Source organism: Polynucleobacter sp. MG-6-Vaara-E2 (assembly GCF_018687695.1).
Lineage (GTDB): Bacteria > Pseudomonadota > Gammaproteobacteria > Burkholderiales > Burkholderiaceae > Polynucleobacter.
In genome coordinates this window covers 1,340,553-1,355,777 of sequence record NZ_CP061303.1, presented here as the reverse complement: position 1 = coordinate 1,355,777, position 15,225 = coordinate 1,340,553, and the positions used below count along the sequence as shown (strand labels likewise).

General features: G+C 42.9%; 12 protein-coding genes. 9 read left to right on the top strand and 3 right to left on the bottom strand.

What is annotated here, in order from left to right; all coding sequences use genetic code 11:
• Nucleotides 1-43: 43 nt before the first annotated feature.
• The 5 genes from ICV38_RS06965 to ICV38_RS06945 all read left to right on the top strand — a co-directional run bounded on the left by ICV38_RS06965 (nt 44) and on the right by ICV38_RS06945 (nt 11,033).
• A complete protein-coding gene (locus tag ICV38_RS06965) occupies nt 44-2,290 on the top strand; it encodes a hypothetical protein (protein ID WP_215378653.1) in 2,247 nt (748 codons plus the stop codon).
• Nucleotides 2,291-2,996: 706 nt separating this feature from the next.
• Nucleotides 2,997-5,432: a hypothetical protein gene (locus ICV38_RS06960; RefSeq protein ID WP_215378651.1), complete on the top strand. Its 2,436-nt coding sequence runs from the start codon at nt 2,997-2,999 to the stop codon at nt 5,430-5,432.
• 403 nt (nt 5,433-5,835) lie between these two features.
• A complete protein-coding gene (locus ICV38_RS06955; RefSeq protein ID WP_215378649.1) occupies nt 5,836-9,444 on the top strand; it encodes a hypothetical protein in 3,609 nt (1,202 codons plus the stop codon).
• Between the two features lie 118 nt (nt 9,445-9,562).
• Nucleotides 9,563-10,432: a spermidine synthase gene (locus ICV38_RS06950; protein ID WP_215378647.1), complete on the top strand. Its 870-nt coding sequence runs from the start codon at nt 9,563-9,565 to the stop codon at nt 10,430-10,432.
• 328 nt (nt 10,433-10,760) lie between these two features.
• A complete protein-coding gene (locus tag ICV38_RS06945) occupies nt 10,761-11,033 on the top strand; it encodes a hypothetical protein (RefSeq protein ID WP_215378645.1) in 273 nt (90 codons plus the stop codon).
• 76 nt (nt 11,034-11,109) lie between these two features.
• Here the strand turns inward: ICV38_RS06945 and ICV38_RS06940 are convergent, their stop codons facing one another.
• Together ICV38_RS06940 and ICV38_RS06935 are read right to left on the bottom strand one after the other, a co-directional pair.
• The gene (locus ICV38_RS06940) at nt 11,110-11,532 is read right to left on the bottom strand and encodes a FliG C-terminal domain-containing protein (RefSeq protein ID WP_215378643.1); all 423 of its coding nucleotides are present in this window, start codon (nt 11,530-11,532) and stop codon (nt 11,110-11,112) included.
• A gap of 324 nt (nt 11,533-11,856) precedes the next feature.
• Entirely contained in the window at nt 11,857-12,789 is a 933-nt protein-coding gene (locus tag ICV38_RS06935; protein WP_215378641.1) for a M23 family metallopeptidase, read from the bottom strand.
• A gap of 134 nt (nt 12,790-12,923) precedes the next feature.
• Here ICV38_RS06935 and ICV38_RS06930 point away from each other — a divergent pair, with 134 nt between their 5' ends.
• Complete coding sequence (locus ICV38_RS06930) at nt 12,924-13,355, top strand: hypothetical protein (RefSeq protein WP_215378639.1); 432 nt, start codon at nt 12,924-12,926, stop codon at nt 13,353-13,355.
• Between the two features lie 31 nt (nt 13,356-13,386).
• Here the strand turns inward: ICV38_RS06930 and ICV38_RS06925 are convergent, their stop codons facing one another.
• Nucleotides 13,387-13,836 (bottom strand): surface-adhesin E family protein, encoded by a 450-nt coding sequence (locus ICV38_RS06925; RefSeq protein WP_215378638.1) that lies wholly within the window; start codon nt 13,834-13,836, stop codon nt 13,387-13,389.
• A 141-nt stretch (nt 13,837-13,977) separates the two neighbouring features.
• Between ICV38_RS06925 and ICV38_RS06920 the strand changes: the two genes are divergently transcribed.
• The 3 genes from ICV38_RS06920 to ICV38_RS06910 are packed head-to-tail and all read left to right on the top strand — an operon-like array spanning nt 13,978 to nt 15,218.
• The gene (locus tag ICV38_RS06920; protein ID WP_215378636.1) at nt 13,978-14,316 is read left to right on the top strand and encodes a polymer-forming cytoskeletal protein; all 339 of its coding nucleotides are present in this window, start codon (nt 13,978-13,980) and stop codon (nt 14,314-14,316) included.
• 32 nt (nt 14,317-14,348) lie between these two features.
• Entirely contained in the window at nt 14,349-14,816 is a 468-nt protein-coding gene (locus tag ICV38_RS06915) for a polymer-forming cytoskeletal protein (RefSeq protein ID WP_215378634.1), read from the top strand.
• An 18-nt stretch (nt 14,817-14,834) separates the two neighbouring features.
• Nucleotides 14,835-15,218 carry a polymer-forming cytoskeletal protein gene (locus ICV38_RS06910; RefSeq protein WP_215378632.1) on the top strand — a complete coding sequence of 128 codons (384 nt, stop codon included), beginning with the start codon at nt 14,835-14,837 and terminating at the stop codon, nt 15,216-15,218.
• Nucleotides 15,219-15,225 lie beyond the last annotated feature (7 nt).

The following is a 15,225-nucleotide window of genomic DNA, read 5'->3' as shown; positions in this document are numbered from 1 at the left end:
TATCCGTTTAAGTAGATAAGAAATTAATTAATAGGAGTAAGTTATGACTATAGCAATCAAAATCGGCGCAGGTGCACAGGTTTACGATAACGTAGCTTTGGCTAATGCAATGAGGGGCACTCAAAAGCTTTCGATCACTGGAACTGGTGATGAAATTAGAGCCGAACTTACTTCTGGTCGTATTACTGATGCTATTGCGGCAAATATTGGGTCAATTAAAGCGACTAATGATCTTAATTTGACAGCAACTCAAGTCACCACTTACAAGGCAGCACTTGTAAAGCTTGGTACAAAAAGCATAGTTTTAGACAGCACAACTGCCCATACTGATATTGAGGCTGGTAGTGGCACCAGCTCGAACTTCAATAATCTAGATGCAGTCTATTCAAAAATTAAGTCGTTAACAATTACACCGGACGGTGGCGGTATTACTCAACCAACCATTGCAGTTGCTAAATTAGATGGTGTTGTTAACCTTGCAGGTCTTGAAAAGTTATCCGGAAATGTATTTAATGTAAGCGGGAGCGGAGCAGACATTCAAAATCATATGGATGCTTTGCTAAAAAACATTAGCAGTGTTGGCTCCATATCAATAACTGGGGCGACAGAGCTTAAACTAACTGCAAGTCAACTTGCAATTCTTGGAGATAAGTTAGTAAAGGGTGCTGGATCCAGTGTTACATTAAAAGATAATGCCGATAATATTCTAACGACTGCTAGCCTAGCTTTAATTAGCAAGCTCAACAATAGCAATATCAACACAGCAACACAGATATCTACGACTACTATCACTGCCGCTGATGGTGGCGTTGGAACTGGAATCATTACTCCTACTGGTGGATTTTCTATAAATACCGGTGATGCACTCACTTATTCTGGTATTGGTGTAGCTTCAGCTGGCGGCAAAGGAGCACTTACTTCTGGTCAAACTGTTTATGCAAGAAAACTTGATAGTACGAATTTTGCTCTCTACGATACTTTTGCTCATGCAATTGATCTCTCCAGCACAGCTGGACTTGTAAATACTAGTGCAGCTCAGGCCGGAACTTTGGTAAGTCAGGCAGGTAATGCCCCAACAAGCTCCTCGACACTAGATAAAATTGATGTGACTAAAGCAACCTTAGCTCAAGCAGCGCGTTTGGGTGAATTAGGGGCAGTCAGCACAACTGTAATTTCACCAGGTGTTAATCGCAATAGACTCATGCCAGATCTTGTTAGATCTATACAAATAGCTGATACTGCAAGCAATTTAAATGATGTTACTAATGATGTGATTAAAGCTGGTACAACAACTACAGCTTTAACGGATGACGCTACTACTGGGAAAATTCATACGTCGACGGCTCATGGATTTAAAACTGGTGATGCAATTACCTACAATGTGAACATTGGTGGAACAGCTTATGCTGGTCTTACTACCGGTACTACATATTTTGTTGGTAAGTTAGATGCAAATAATTTTGTACTTTACGATACCAAAGCTAAGGCACTTGCAGCACATTTAAACTCTCAAGCGTCCGCATACGCAGATACTAATAGTTACATCCAGGTAGGTGTTACAGCTACCGCATCCATTAACACTGCTTCTAATGCCAGTACACATTCATTTAGTGCCAGTTCTTTAGATAAGGCGATGAGTGCAATTGGAAGACTTAATAACGGTGCAGGTAACGTTACTAGAGTGACTTTATTGGGCGACGGAACAGAAAGTTCTACTACGCTTGGTAGTATTGCAGCGAAGGTTTTAAGGGCCAATGCTAATGCCGATGTAACGTATTCTGCTAAGGCAGTGAATATTCAGAATAACTTGCAGGCACTTTATGACAATGTACATTCAACAGATCCAACGGTTAAAAAATTGACTGAAATTGTAGTCTCTGATGGCACAGCTAACAGTAAAAAAGGTTTCTCAGTGACTGAGGCTGTCTACACAGCTCTGAAAACAGTATTTGCGAATGGAGTTGATAATCTTGCTACAGCCAATGGTTTAAGCACACCTCAGAATAAGAATTACTCATTCAACGTTTCGGGTGTTGCATTTAATGCAGCAACTCCTGACACATATCAGCAAGATGTTAACGTTTCAGGATACTCAATTACTGGTGCATCTTACTCGACTATGGACCCTGTAAACACACCTTTAAATATTGTTAAGGTACTAGGCCAGTCTAAAATGAAGTCAATAACAACGGCAGCTCTTTCTGCAAGCCAGAAAGCTGACATTCTAAGTGTAGTGAATTCAATTGGTAGTCCAGTTGATAGAGCTAAGATGAAGATAATTACTGCTTAAGTCAAGTAATTTTATTTAAAAAAATCGTGATCTATTTATGGATCACGATTTTTTTTTGTACCTGAGTTTATATAGATAAATAGCTAATCGATTACTGCCCTCAGTTTAGTTATTAAGTAGCTGAATGCTGAATGGCCTTAGAGACAGGGGTAGGACCATGGAATTGAGTGTATGTGCTTGTGAAATCTTAGATAACAGGTGAAATATTTAAGCTTTCAAATTTACATGCATTCCAACATCACCCATCGGGACTACAGTCTGGATTTTAAATTGAGTGCTTGTTGGCTTTAGGCTCACACCTTTCATCTCTTCCATTTGAGATTGCGCACCACTCTTAGTACGCGTCTCATTTATAGATCTGTTGGAGGGGGCAAATTGAGATTGGTAAGAGATTGAGGTATTGATAGCAGCCATATTGATTCTTGAATTAAAGATACAAAATAATCTTAGGTAACTTTACGCTGAACTTTATTAGTACTTGCTAACTTCTCAAGCTAGAAAAAATCTATATAAATTAACAGCTTAGCTAATATCTGGAATCATTGGCAGATTTGTCTTGCTGATTATTGAACTGGCTTTGCAGCTTCGTTTGATTTTATTCCAATTAGTTTTTTTAGATCTTTTAAATGGGTGTTCTTTTAAGATTTACTCACTTTTAGCCGTTAGAATAAAGAGGGCGCTTCTTAGGTGTCATTAGGATAATTGAATGACTGCAATATATACAGTAGGGGGCACTGGCTATAGCTCCCTAGCAACTGCACTTGCCAATCAAGGGGCCGTGACTGTAACGGGCACTGCAGCTGACCTGTCTGATGCCGCCTTGGCTGATCTTGAGGCCAATAGTGCAAGAATAGCTTCTATAACAATCTCAGGCACTGATAATTTATCCTTAACAGGCTCTAAGCTATCCTCTTACAAAGATGTCATTCTTAAGCTAAGTGCTGCCAAATTAGACGTAACAGACACTGCTGCAGGACTAAGCGGCAATAATTTTTCAACTCTGGATGCGGTTTATTCAAAGATTAATGCAATTACAGTCAGTGATGCTGGACCTGTGTCAGTGGCATATCGTGTTTATAGCGCCAATGCTCATGAGCAAGCAATAGAGACTTTAATTCGCGGTACTGGCAACAAGGGCATTGCAGTGACTAATTTCTCAGGAAATGCTAGTGCACTCGGTGTATTAATAAGCGATGCAGACGTTAAGTCAATTTCTTTAAAAGATAGTATTGCAAACCTGACTACAAACGCAACAGCAATAAATGGCAGTAGCAAAATTGCCTCAAACTCCATTACCGTTTCTGATACCTTAGCAAATATTAATGATGCTGCTGCAAAAACTCTCGTTGGAACAACGCTTGCAACAAAGGTTTCCTCGGTGGCAATATCTATGGGTGCAGGTGATTTAACTACTGAAAACATGGCGACGATTAATGCGTTACCAGATGCAATTAAATCTAAAGTAGGTATCAGCATAAGCGATAACATTGCGAATTTATCTGCAAATGTAGCGGCAATAAACAGCAACACTAGAGTTGCCTCAAGCTCGATTACGGTTTCTGATACGTTGGCAAATATTAATGCCACTGCCGCAAAAACTCTGATTGGTACAACCTTGGCATCTAAGGTAGCTTCCGTTGTCATATCCATCGCGGCCGCAGATGTCACTTCTGCGAATCTGCAAACTATTTTTGCCCTACCAGATGCGATTAAATCAAAAGTAACTTTTAATATCACCGGTAGCTCTTCGGTTTCAATTCCAGTATCTATGTCTGCTACAGATGTGAGCCCTGGAAATCTGGCGGTGATTAATTCTCTACCGGATGGATTTAAATCCAATCTCAGTATTAGTATTACTGGTAGTGCTGCAGACCTTATTAGAAATTCTGCCAACATTACTGCATTGGGTAGCAAGGTCTCGTCGATTGTAGGGACGGATGCATCAATTGCGAATTTGTCTACACTCAGCTCCTTAAAAAATAAATTCACAGCAATCGGAATTACAGATATCGGCGCTAACTTAGCGCAGGTAACCACAACCAATCACACCGCTTTAGGTGATGCAATCACCTCTTGGACAGCTGGTAAGATTTCAGGGGTCAAGATTTCTACCATACCAACATCGGCATCTCTCACAACGGTCTTATCTACCGTAACTGGCAATAGTATTTCTGTTTCTCTCTCAGATACTGCAGCTAATCTGAATAAAGACCTTGCATCTGCAAGCTCAGTGATTGGATCGAACATCGGAAATTTATTAACTGTTGCAGTTACTGATGGTACAGCGCTGAAAAAAGCAGCTTTAAATATGTCTAGCGCACAATACACAGCGTTAAAAACAAAACTAACTGGGCAAAATACTTTTATTTTGAGTGGAGTTGCCTATGCTGACTACGGTACTGTCAGAATTGACCCTGCTGTTCTGAAATTTAGCGTTCAGGATACTTATGAAAATTTAGCATCAGCTGATCTGCCGACCATGCTAATTAATGCTAGTTTATTGGGCGTGAAGATCACTAATACAGCGGTTGCCGATGTGAGTACCATTAGCGCCCAATATGCTGCATTAGCTCCTTCTATCCGAAGTAAGTTAAATTCTGTGACCGTGACAGATACGTCAGCAAACTTATTAGGAAATGCTTCGACATTACCCAGCCTGAGAAGTAATAATCTGATTAAGAATATCTATGCAACAGGGGCTAGTATTGCCAATGTTTTAACACTCAAATCTAATCCTAAGGTAAGTGGTATTACTGTGTCAGATACTGAAGCGAATTTCAAATTAACAGCCAATGCATCGTTGGTTGCCTATACAAAAATAACCGGGTTTTCTTTAACAGCGGTTAGTACAACATCTTTGACTGGCACCAATAACTATCTTACTAACAGTAAGATTACATCAATTGATGTAGCCGACTCTCTAACGAATATCAATGGAATTAGCGACACTATTATGAACAATACAAAACTACATCAAATTACTGCAAACGGTGTACTCATTGGTGATATTTCAGCGCTAAATAGTAAAGATAAAGTAACCTCAATCAATGTGTCCGATTCCTGGGCAAATATTAAGACTTACTTTGCCGGAGCTGGCGCAACGCAAAATACAAAGGTCAAATCATTCACTATTGCTGGGTAATTTTTAAGCAAAAAATGAATATTCTTGGTAATTAGTGGGCTATTACCCCATTCATCATGGCAGCCTAAAAAAGCATCTGAATTTTTCTTTAATGGCGTTTTGCTTTCACTGGCAAATCTATAGGATGGATCTGACTCAATTGATTTAGGGGATTTGGCTCTAAACTACTTTTTAGTCTGGCATTTAGCCAAAAGACCTGCTTTTATCCCCGATCAAAGGTGTTTTTATGAGGCTTGGGTTAGGGTAATTTGGGGCGTGACTCCCCATCCATGTCTTTTGGTCATCATATGGCTCAAATCACGTTTTTTGTATCAAATTTGCAGCTTTTTAGTCATTGAGGGGGTAAATAAAACCCTTGATTTAGCCGTTATAAGTTCAATAGAACTATATTTTTAGGCATACAGTGACTTTATCAATAACTTCTAACGGAGTTAACTTATGGGATAGCAGTCACGTCTCCAAGCGCAGTACGTTGGAGATTGCGCAGCTAACTACCGACCAGGCTGCTCAGATCAGCTCGGCTCAGATCGCCCCTTTCAAGGCGATCCAAATTCACGCCTTTACTAGCGCGAGCATGAATGCCTTAGCCACAGATGCTTTTGCTGGGATTGATCCTTTTTCAGTAACGGGCATGACTACCAGTCAACTGACAGGTTTATCGACCGCTAATGCAGGTGCTTTTACAACCACCCAAATTTCAAAATTAAACTCTGCGCAAATTGGGAAATTATCAGCAGCCGATATTAATGCCCTGAGCACCGGCGCAATGGCGGCCATTACTAAAACTGCTGCTAGAGGATTTACCACTACTCAATTAGCCGGTTTATTGGCTACTAATGCTGGTGCAATGACGGCCTCACAAGTCGCCCAGCTCAACGCAGTTCAAATTGGCTCCCTATCTACCGCTGCTTTAAATGGGTTAACTCCCACGGCAATCGCTGCCATTTCAACTACCGCTATTCGTGGTTTAACGACCGCGCAAATGACTGCTTTATCCGATACCAATGCCGGCGCCTTAACCAGCGCTCAAGTGGCTCAGTTAAACTCCGCGCAAATTGGAGCCTTGACTCCCACCGCATTAAACGCTTTTAATGCTGCTGACTTTGCAGCGATTCAAACAAAAGCGATGGCAGGTATTACAGGTACACAAGCAGCTGGAATATCTTCTACCAATATGGCAGCGCTATCTTATCGACAAATTAATGCCATGACCAGCGCCGGTATTAACGGCTTAACAGCCACTGCTTTTGCGGGAATTAATCCAAACGCAGTACAGGGTTTTAATGCCACTCATCTCAATAGTTTAGTGACGACGAATGCTACGGCCCTTACAACAGCGCAAGCTGCTAAATTAAACGCCACGCAAGTAAGTCAATTGTCTGTCGGTGATCTGAATGCGATGACAACAAATGCGATTGCGAGCATTCCGACGGGAGCAATCAAGGGATTGACCACCACGCAATTGGGTAGTTTGTCCGCTACCAATGCAGGAGCCTTAACTGCTGACCAACTTGCCCAGCTCAACGCAGTTCAAATTGGCGGCTTATCGACCACGGCCTTAAACGGCCTGACTCCAGCAGCAATATCAGCAATTTCGACAAATGCTATCCGCGGCTTAAGTACAGACCAGCTAACTGCATTATCGACTGCCAATGCCGCTGCCTTAACAGGCCCCCAAGTAGCTCAGCTCAGCTCAGCTCAAGTGGCTGCCTTGGTCAATATAAGTTCACTAGGAGATGATGCGATAGCCGCCATTTCCTTAAATGCAATCGCTGGCATGAGTTCTACACAAGCAACCAGTATGTCTGCCGCAAATGCCGCCTCACTGTCTGCTCGGCAACTCAATGCCTTTACTAGCACTAATCTGAATGCGTTAACTACCACCGCCTTCGCTGCGATTGAGCCAAGCGCAATCCAAGGTTTAAATACCGCGCAGATGACTGGCTTAACAACCGCTAAAGCTACGGTCTTTACTGCCAATCAAGTGGCCCAGCTAAACTCCACCCAAATTGGTGCTTTGAACACTGATGCTTTAAATGCGTTGAGTACCGCAGCCATGGCAGCGATTTCAACAACGGCTGTTCGTGGTTTGACTACCGGTCAAATGGCGGCCTTATCCGATACCAATGCTGGCGCTCTTGTGAGCGCTCAAGTAGCTCAGCTTAACTCGACCCAAATTGCCGCCCTCACTCCTACTGGATTAAATTCCTTTAGTCCTTCAGATATCGCGGCCATTTCCTTAAGTGCCATGGGTCATTTGACTACCGCACAGGCAACCGGATTATCTGACGCCAATGTTGCCGCACTCTCATATCAGCAAATTAATGCTATGAATAGCGCAGATGTCAATGCCTTAACCACCACCGCCTTTGCTGCGATTGATCCAAATGCAATCCAAGGCTTAAATACTAGCCAGCTCACCAATTTAACAACCGCTAAAGCGACAGTCTTTACTGTCAATCAAGCGGCTAAATTAAACTATGTGCAAATTAGTAAATTACCTTTCGCCGATCTCAATGCGATGAGTACTAACGCGATTGCGAGTATTCCGGTAGACGCCATGAGAGGATTGAGCACTACGCAGTTGGCTGGTCTATCTACGACTAATGCAGGAGCTTTGACTGCAAATCAAGTGGGGGCGCTGAACTACACCCAAATTGGCGCTCTGCCCTATGGCACATTAAATAGTCTATCTGATGGAGCAATCGCAGCGATTACCCCCAGCGCTATCACGGGCCTTACCACTACTCAAGCAACCAACCTGACTTCAGGTAAAGCTGGGGCCTTGGTCGGCACTCAAATAGCTGCACTAAACTCAACTCAAATTGGCGCCTTCTCTACCACTGCATTAAATGGACTTGCTCCCAATGCAATGGCAGCGATCTCCACCTCGGCTATTTCGGGTTTAACGACTGGACAACTGGGAGTCCTCTCTTCTGCTAATGCCACAGCATTGACTCCTGAGCAGGTAGCTACGCTGAACTCCACCCAAGTAGGTGGCTTATCGACTACAGCCCTAAATGCCCTGAGCCCAACGGCTCTACCGTCGATTTCAACCTCGGCTATTACCGGTTTAACGACTGCACAACTTAATGCGCTCTCTACTACCAATACAGTTGAACTAACTAGTGCGCAAGTAGGATCTCTGACTTCAAGTCAAATTGCTCAATTAACCAATTTATCTTCCTTAAATCCAGATGCGGTGGCTGCGATTTCCAGTTCGGCTATTACGGGATTAACGGGTACGCAACTTGGAACATTGTTGACTACCCATACTGAGGCCTTAACGGATAGCCAAGTTGCCCAGCTTAGCGCTACTCAAATTGGCCAACTAAGCTCCACAGCCTTAAATACTTTGATACAAGAGTCAGGGTCAGCCATTACAGCAGCTGCAATGCATGGTGTGACAGATACACAAGCTCCGAACATAGAAGCTCGTAGTGTCAGTGCAATGTCAGCTAGCCAAATTGCCCAGTTAACCACCACTGCCCTAAATCTACTAACTACAGAGGCAATGACCGCGATTGATCCATTTGCTATTTCTGGTTTAACTACTGGACAACTCGGAGCTCTCTCTGCTGCAAATGCGACAGCATTGACTCCTGAACAGGTTGCCAAGCTTAGCTCGTCCCAAATTGGCGCTCTAAACAACGATGCATTAAATGGACTTACACCTGAGGCGATGGGTGCGATTGCGACAACGGCTATTTCCGGTTTAACGACCACGCAACTCGGCGCTCTCTCTACTGCCAATGCAGGAGCGCTTAATCGAGAGCAAATTGCGATGCTCAGTGCAACGCAGCTTGCTAGCCTTCCCAGTGCAGATGTTAATACATTCACTAATGAAGAGTTTGCTGCGATTACAACCAGTGCAATAGCAGGAATGACTCTTGGCCAAGTGAATGGTCTTGGTTCAACTAGAGCAAGAATGTTGTCTGCTTACCAAATAGCGGCACTACCAGATGTATCAACCGATTTTGTGAAAACTCGATTTAATACCTTATACGCCTAAAAACCACCTAACATTCAATAGATTGTCGAATGTTTCAACTGTATTGCTAGTGATTTTATATTCTTAAGATCCGATATTTAAAAATGCATTTAGACACTAGAGTAATCTCCGCTTAGCGATGCTCACCAAAATCAAGACTGCCTTTTCTAAGTTCATTGCAGTTGGCTTAGAGCCCGTCATAGCAAAAGAAAGTCTGTTATACGAAGGTCAAACTCTGGGCGGCTTCACGCAAGTTACGCAAGATCGAGATGGTGTTCGGACACTGCGCTTTGGAGAAAATGGACCACGGCAAAGCATTGTTAAACCCGGTGATCTGAATGAGTTAGGCTTACCCTATGCTAGGTCAGCCATGATCGGTTTGGCGTTTACCCAGCATGTCGATCGCGTGTTGATAATTGGGTTAGGCGGTGGCTCGATACCCATGTTTTTACATAAACACTATCCAAGGGCGCACATCGATGTAGTAGATATTGATCCACAAATTATTGCTTTAGCTAAGCAATATTTTAATTTTACCGAGAATGCATTTTTGCGCACCTTCGCCCAAGATGGCAGGGCCTTTATTGAAAAGAATCAAAAGCCATACGACCTGATTTTTTTAGATGCTTTTACTGAAGCAGGAATACCAAAGCACTTGGCTACCCAAGAATTTTTGTTGGCAATGAAAAGAGCGCTCAAACCTTCAGGAGCTATCATCACCAATATGTGGAGTACTGCAAGTGCCAATCCCCTATATAAACTCATGCTACGCACGTATCAGGAAGTCTTTCATGAGGTCTATACCTTACGAGTTCCTAGGGCTGGCAATAAAGTGGTGATTGCCTTACCAGCCTTTAAAAGGGCAAGCTTAGATAGCATTACTGATTATGCGCAGCAGATCAGCGCACAAAGGGGGCTGCCCTTTGATTTAAGTGGCTTATTGCAGCCTGGATTAGTCAGGTTAATTGATCTTCAGGGCAGCAAAGTACTGCAAGATAGCGATTTGTAATTAGCTGTCACAAGTGAGTAGTCCGAAGCCAGACTGCTAAGAATTGGTATTTACGGGTGTGGGCGCGTTTGGACTGAAATAGGTCTAATCGATGGCACATCTGGACTACATTTGGCGCTCTAAAAAACCCTACTAATATTAAGGATTATCAATATTAGCCCTCATTGCCAATAACGCTAATGGCTACTGTAATTAAAGCCGTAAACCGTATTGGTGCTAAAAAATAGGGTGTTTCTCTAGAAGGCCCTGTTTTTGTGCGCCGCGACTTTAAATCGTCAACGTTTTCTGTTATTTTTTCCTTCCTGGCAATAGCTTTAATTTAGAAATCATGAGCATGCATTTACCTCACTTTCCTGAGACAACGTTTATCCGCGTTAAAGCCTTAGTGGCCTTAACGGTGGCTGATATTTGTCTAGTGCATGACAAATGGCTTACTTTTATTGTGCTGCTAGTTATTGCTATTGGTCTAGAGTTTCTCTATCGCAGTTTGCATGAGGTGTTATTGCACAATCATGAGATCGATAAAATGACTGAAAAAATTGCGCAGCGTAAAGCCCATCAGAAGGCGATGGAAGAAGCGGGTATCGGGAAGCACGCCTAAAACGAGTATTTCTGATTTGGGATTGTTGCGCAATCGATGTACATGTTTTTAAAAGTGCTTTAACGCCTGTTCACATTTAGAGATATTTTTCTTCTATCGCTGATTTGCGTAGAGTAATTTTTTGTGTTTGGTGTAGCGCGTAGGCTACTTTCAAAACCTCTAACTGAACTTTATCGACCTCAGAACTTAAAATCTTTTCACTATTTTGTAAATCCTCTCCGATCGTTCTAGCCCTAGTCTTGGTCATGGCACCAAGAATTTTGATGCCCAAAGGTTTACTTACTTTTTTTAAACACATCACCAAGCTTTTATCTGAAATCTTTTGCAGTAGTGTTTGCATATCAAGCGCAGTTAAAAATACCAAGTCTTCAAAGCTAAAAAGATGATCTAAGATGGCCTGCGCAATTTGGGCATCATGGCTTTGCACATGTTTTACCCCCAGATCCACTTGGGTTTGTTGAAGGTGCGCCAAGATTGCAGCGGCATTTTTCACAGTCATGTGTGCTTGCTCTTTTAGTGGCTAAGTTATCTCAGAGATGAGCATTTTTATTTCAGCAAATCATTTAGTGGTAACTGAGTCAGAGCTTAAGATTTCCAAAAACAGGAAAGTTTACGATCCATGCCAGCGGCATAATCATGGTAGACCCATTTATTGCAGATCCCTTGATCAATCAATAGTGCCAAACCTAAAAAAATCAAAAATATTACAGCAGCGCGTATTAGGTTTTTGTTCATTAGCTTCATTCTCAATAAATGATTAAAAGATGAAGGTAAGTCTTGGGCCAGGCAATTCACGCCTACTTTAGCTAGGTGCTAAAAGTGCTTACCAGTACTTTGAGGGTGGCGCGTAGACCAATACTTTGGCAGGATTTAGATACGCATTGTTTTGATGGATCTCATAGTGCAGGTGCGGACCAGTAGATCTGCCAGTAGAGCCTGATTCTGAAATCACTTGACCCCGCTTGACTTGCTGTCCCGCTTTCACCAAGAGCTTGCTATTGTGAGCATACTTAGAGACAAAGCCTTCATTGTGGGCAATTTCGATAAAGTTACCGTACGCTGGATCAAAGCTGGCTTTAATCACGGTGCCATCACCTGAGGCCACAATCGGTGTCCCTGTAGGGGTAATAAAGTCCACCCCAGAATGCTGAGCGAGTTGCTGGGTAATTGGATCAATGCGCACCCCAAAGTTACTAGTCATCCCTAATCTAGCATCAATCGGAGGGCCAATGGGTAGCGCTCGCAGCCAGCTGTATTGCTTTTGCCATTCAGGCTCAAGTTGGGTTGCGATGCTTAAAATTTCAGTCGATTTGTTGGCTAGATCTTCTAAGTTATCAGCCAAGGTTTTATTGGGATCTAACTGAAAATTGACGGGTTTAAGGGGGCCACCAAGCGGGGGGTCTGAGAGTTTTTCTTTTACGGTGCTCGGAGTTGAGATTGCCAAGAAACGATCTTTGGCAGCTTTGAGTTCATTAAAGGTGATACTGGCTTGCTGCAGTTGCTCTTGATAGGACTCAATCTCTTGGCGGTAAATCTTGTCAAGTCTTTGGCGCTCTTCAGGGGTCACTACGCCAGTGACCTCTTTGGCAAACTCTGGATTGACTTCAAATGCAATCGAAATGCCAGTGTAAAAAATCAAGATCCCCAAAGCGCAAAATGTTAAGCTGACAATGGCTCCTAAGCGCACAAGACTTTCTTTGGTGATATTGATTTGTTTGATCGCGCCAGTCGATCCTGAAACCCAAAATAATTGCATTTACATTCTATAAGTAATTGATTTGTTTGAATAAAATAAGGGTTTTAGCGCACAACGTGGTCTATAATACCAACAAAATCCTCGCTTGGCGACCTCATTTAAGTGATCCTACTTTTGCATGTAAAGAACATTCCATGAATCTATTACGTCCCTTACTCCACATTCTGTTAGTAAGTCTTTGCCTTGGGGTGCTATTGGGCAGTCGGCTAGCGCAAGCGGCTGTGATTGGTCAAATGCCAGCGCACGGTGATATTTTGTACATTACGGCCGATCCTTGTACCTCAGAGTCAGGAAGAATTGAGCCCAATTGGTATTTTTCCTACAGCGTGAACGCCGCTGGTAGCGTGAGCCGCAGTTGTTATGTGAAATACAACGACCAAATTTGGATTCGAGGGCCTTTTGGGGCGGAGTCTACCTATCCGATGAGTTACTTTTCAAAGCCAACAGGATCATTGGCCTCAGAGTCTGCTGCGTCAGGGGCTGGGGCAGGGACAGGGTCGGGGTCAGGGTCAAGTTCGGCACCTCCTGAGAACAAACCAAACGCCACACCAGAAGCAAAACCCTAGGGATTTGTGTAGGGTTCTTCTGCGGGGTTCTTTAGGGGTTGGCGCCTTGTGAACTACTTTGAACGCTAGGCCTACAAAAAAACTCAAATAAGAGGTAGCTCATGGTCTCTGGAATGACCCGCTCCCAGGCTGAATTCTCCGTATTTTCACCGCCAAGGCTCGTGCCAGATCCGCCAGGACCGGCGTAATAGCCAATATAAAACTGTTTGTAGCTTTCATAACCGGTGCGGCAATAGTAGGATAAATCTTGAATGACCGAAAGGGTCGGCTCGCCATTGGGCGCCAAGAGGGCTTGCGTGTAACTCGTTAATAGCCAGGTGCTTACTTGCTCCTCTAGGGGGTCTTTGACAATCTTGGTGTCTTCGTAATAGTAGCTATTGCCTACCGTATCTTGAGAGATCAAGACCCACTTGGCATGTGCTGGGCTAAGGGCGTTTAATAAAAAAGCCGTAAAGCCAATATAAATCCATTGTTTTGTCATAGGTGCAGGGTAAATTATGGGCGTGAAATATTTTAATTGTTCCTATATAGTGCATTTAAGCCCGAAAAGCGAATTTTGGCTGATAGAATTGTTAAAAAATACCATTAATAACAGAAGTAACGCGCCCAAGGAGTGTTTAGCATGGCTGAAGTAAATCAACAAGGTTGTCTATTTGTAGGTGAAGGCGTTGTCCTGAAGGGAAATTTTGAGGTTCCCGATATTGCTTCCATTTCCGGAACAGTTGAGGGCGAAATTACCGCTAAACAAGTACTCATTGAGTCAACGGGCGTAGTACGCGGCAAGTTATCGGGCGAGTCAATTGATATTCGTGGTGAAGTTAATGAATATGTTTCATCGACTCGTAGTTTGATTATTCGCTCCACCGGTAAGGTGAGTGGTTCTATTAACTATTCTGAGATTGAGATTGAAAAGGGCGGTCATCTGCATGGTGAGCTGCACAATCTTAATCCCCACATTTAATCAATTAAATTTTTCATATAGAACTCACAGCGATGTCTATCTTCTCAAAAAATCCCTCGTCACAAAATAACCAAGAGCAAAATATGGAAGAGCAGTCCGATAACTTCTCAGAATCGAATATTTCTGAAGAAACGATTCCTGAGGCAATAGAGCAAAATAATCGTAATGAAGCGTTGCCTCGGATGGGAGTTAGTACTAAACCATCCATCATCAGCGAAGGTTTTACTTTTGAAGGCACCATCACTTCAGATGGTGTGCTTAATATTGCTGGAGTGGTGCGTGGCACCATTACTGCCAAATCGGTTTTGATTGACTCAACCGGTCAGGTTGATGGCGAGCTTAATACCGAAAGTCTGGTGATCAAAGGTGATGTGAAGGGTGATGTGAACTGTGATGATTTAAATGTTGGTCCCTTAGCTCATGTAAGTGGCAACATCAATTACAAATATATTCATATTCAACGAGGCGGCAAGGTTAGTGGAACATTTAATAAAAACTAATCTGCTTCTAACATTGCTTTGAAACAGAGTCATGTAATTCGCCTATTAGATCCGTCCAAAGAAACCTTTGGTTCAATTATTGGTTCGGATTTAGAAATCTTTGGCAGATTATTGGCAACAAAGTCGCTTAGGATTGATGGTACGGTAGTAGGAGATATAGAAACAAAGCCTGGTGCAGACGTCTGTATTGCCTTAGGCAAAACAGCATTGGTTCAGGGCAATATCTCAGGGGTAAGGGTGTTGGTAGCAGGCCGTGTAGAAGGTAATGTACTTGCAACCGAGAGGGTCGAATTGCACAGTGGTGCAGATGTTCACGGAGATATTGTCTATGCTCAAATTGGCATCGAACATGGAGCGCGTCTGAGTGGGCAGCTGTCCAAAATTATCGAATCAGATGAGTAATCAAACA

Bases quoted from the DNA above. Each gene is read 5' to 3' on its own strand.
- ICV38_RS06925 (WP_215378638.1), bottom strand. From the start codon at position 13,836: ATGACAAAACAATGGATTTATATTGGCTTTACGGCTTTTTTATTAAAC.
- ICV38_RS06950 (WP_215378647.1), top strand. From the start codon at position 9,563: ATGCTCACCAAAATCAAGACTGCCTTTTCTAAGTTCATTGCAGTTGGC.
- ICV38_RS06960 (WP_215378651.1), top strand. From the start codon at position 2,997: ATGACTGCAATATATACAGTAGGGGGCACTGGCTATAGCTCCCTAGCA.
- ICV38_RS06945 (WP_215378645.1), top strand. From the start codon at position 10,761: ATGAGCATGCATTTACCTCACTTTCCTGAGACAACGTTTATCCGCGTT.
- ICV38_RS06930 (WP_215378639.1), top strand. From the start codon at position 12,924: ATGAATCTATTACGTCCCTTACTCCACATTCTGTTAGTAAGTCTTTGC.
- ICV38_RS06935 (WP_215378641.1), bottom strand. From the start codon at position 12,789: ATGCAATTATTTTGGGTTTCAGGATCGACTGGCGCGATCAAACAAATC.
- ICV38_RS06920 (WP_215378636.1), top strand. From the start codon at position 13,978: ATGGCTGAAGTAAATCAACAAGGTTGTCTATTTGTAGGTGAAGGCGTT.
- ICV38_RS06965 (WP_215378653.1), top strand. From the start codon at position 44: ATGACTATAGCAATCAAAATCGGCGCAGGTGCACAGGTTTACGATAAC.
- ICV38_RS06940 (WP_215378643.1), bottom strand. From the start codon at position 11,532: ATGACTGTGAAAAATGCCGCTGCAATCTTGGCGCACCTTCAACAAACC.
- ICV38_RS06915 (WP_215378634.1), top strand. From the start codon at position 14,349: ATGTCTATCTTCTCAAAAAATCCCTCGTCACAAAATAACCAAGAGCAA.